Genomic DNA, 1,198 nt, shown 5'->3' with positions numbered 1-1,198 from the left:
ACACAGTGGACGCGAGCAACTGAGGACAAGCCCTCGGCCTATTAGTACCAGTCACCTCCAGCGGTTGCCCGCCTTCCAGATCTGGCCTATCAACCCAGTCGTCTACTGGGAGCCTTAACCCCTCAAAGGGGGTGGGAATACTCATCTCGAAGCAGGCTTCCCGCTTAGATGCTTTCAGCGGTTATCCCTCCCGAACGTAGCCAACCAGCCATGCCCTTGGCAGGACAACTGGCACACCAGAGGTTCGTCCGTCCCGGTCCTCTCGTACTAGGGACAGCCCTTCTCAATATTCCTACGCGCACAGCGGATAGGGACCGAACTGTCTCACGACGTTCTAAACCCAGCTCGCGTACCGCTTTAATGGGCGAACAGCCCAACCCTTGGGACCGACTCCAGCCCCAGGATGCGACGAGCCGACATCGAGGTGCCAAACCATCCCGTCGATATGGACTCTTGGGGAAGATCAGCCTGTTATCCCCGGGGTACCTTTTATCCGTTGAGCGACGGCGCTTCCACAAGCCACCGCCGGATCACTAGTCCCGACTTTCGTCCCTGCTCGACCCGTCGGTCTCACAGTCAAGCTCCCTTGTGCACTTACACTCAACACCTGATTACCAACCAGGCTGAGGGAACCTTTGGGCGCCTCCGTTACTCTTTGGGAGGCAACCGCCCCAGTTAAACTACCCATCAGACACTGTCCCTGATCCGGATCACGGACCCAGGTTAGACATCCAGCACGACCAGAGTGGTATTTCAACGGCGACTCCACAACAGCTGGCGCTGCCGCTTCAAAGTCTCCCACCTATCCTACACAAGCCGAACCGAACACCAATATCAAACTGTAGTAAAGGTCCCGGGGTCTTTCCGTCCTGCTGCGCGAAACGAGCATCTTTACTCGTAGTGCAATTTCACCGGGCCTATGGTTGAGACAGTCGAGAAGTCGTTACGCCATTCGTGCAGGTCGGAACTTACCCGACAAGGAATTTCGCTACCTTAGGATGGTTATAGTTACCACCGCCGTTTACTGGCGCTTAAGTTCTCAGCTTCGCACACCCGAAAGTGCACTAACCGGTCCCCTTAACGTTCCAGCACCGGGCAGGCGTCAGTCCGTATACATCGCCTTACGGCTTCGCACGGACCTGTGTTTTTAGTAAACAGTCGCTTCTCGCTGGTCTCTGCGGCCACCCCCAGCTCAAGG

1 rRNA gene (running past one end of the window) is annotated in these 1,198 nt (G+C 56.5%); it reads right to left on the bottom strand.

Going from position 1 to position 1,198, the window contains the following annotated elements:
• Positions 1 to 21 precede the first annotated feature (21 nt).
• A 23S ribosomal RNA gene (locus ACZ4VA_RS38595) occupies positions 22 to 1,198 on the bottom strand; it runs 2,034 nt beyond the window's last position.

It is taken from the genome of Streptomyces sp. NPDC028308 (genome assembly GCF_055565855.1).
This window is presented reverse-complemented; position numbering and strand designations above follow the sequence as displayed.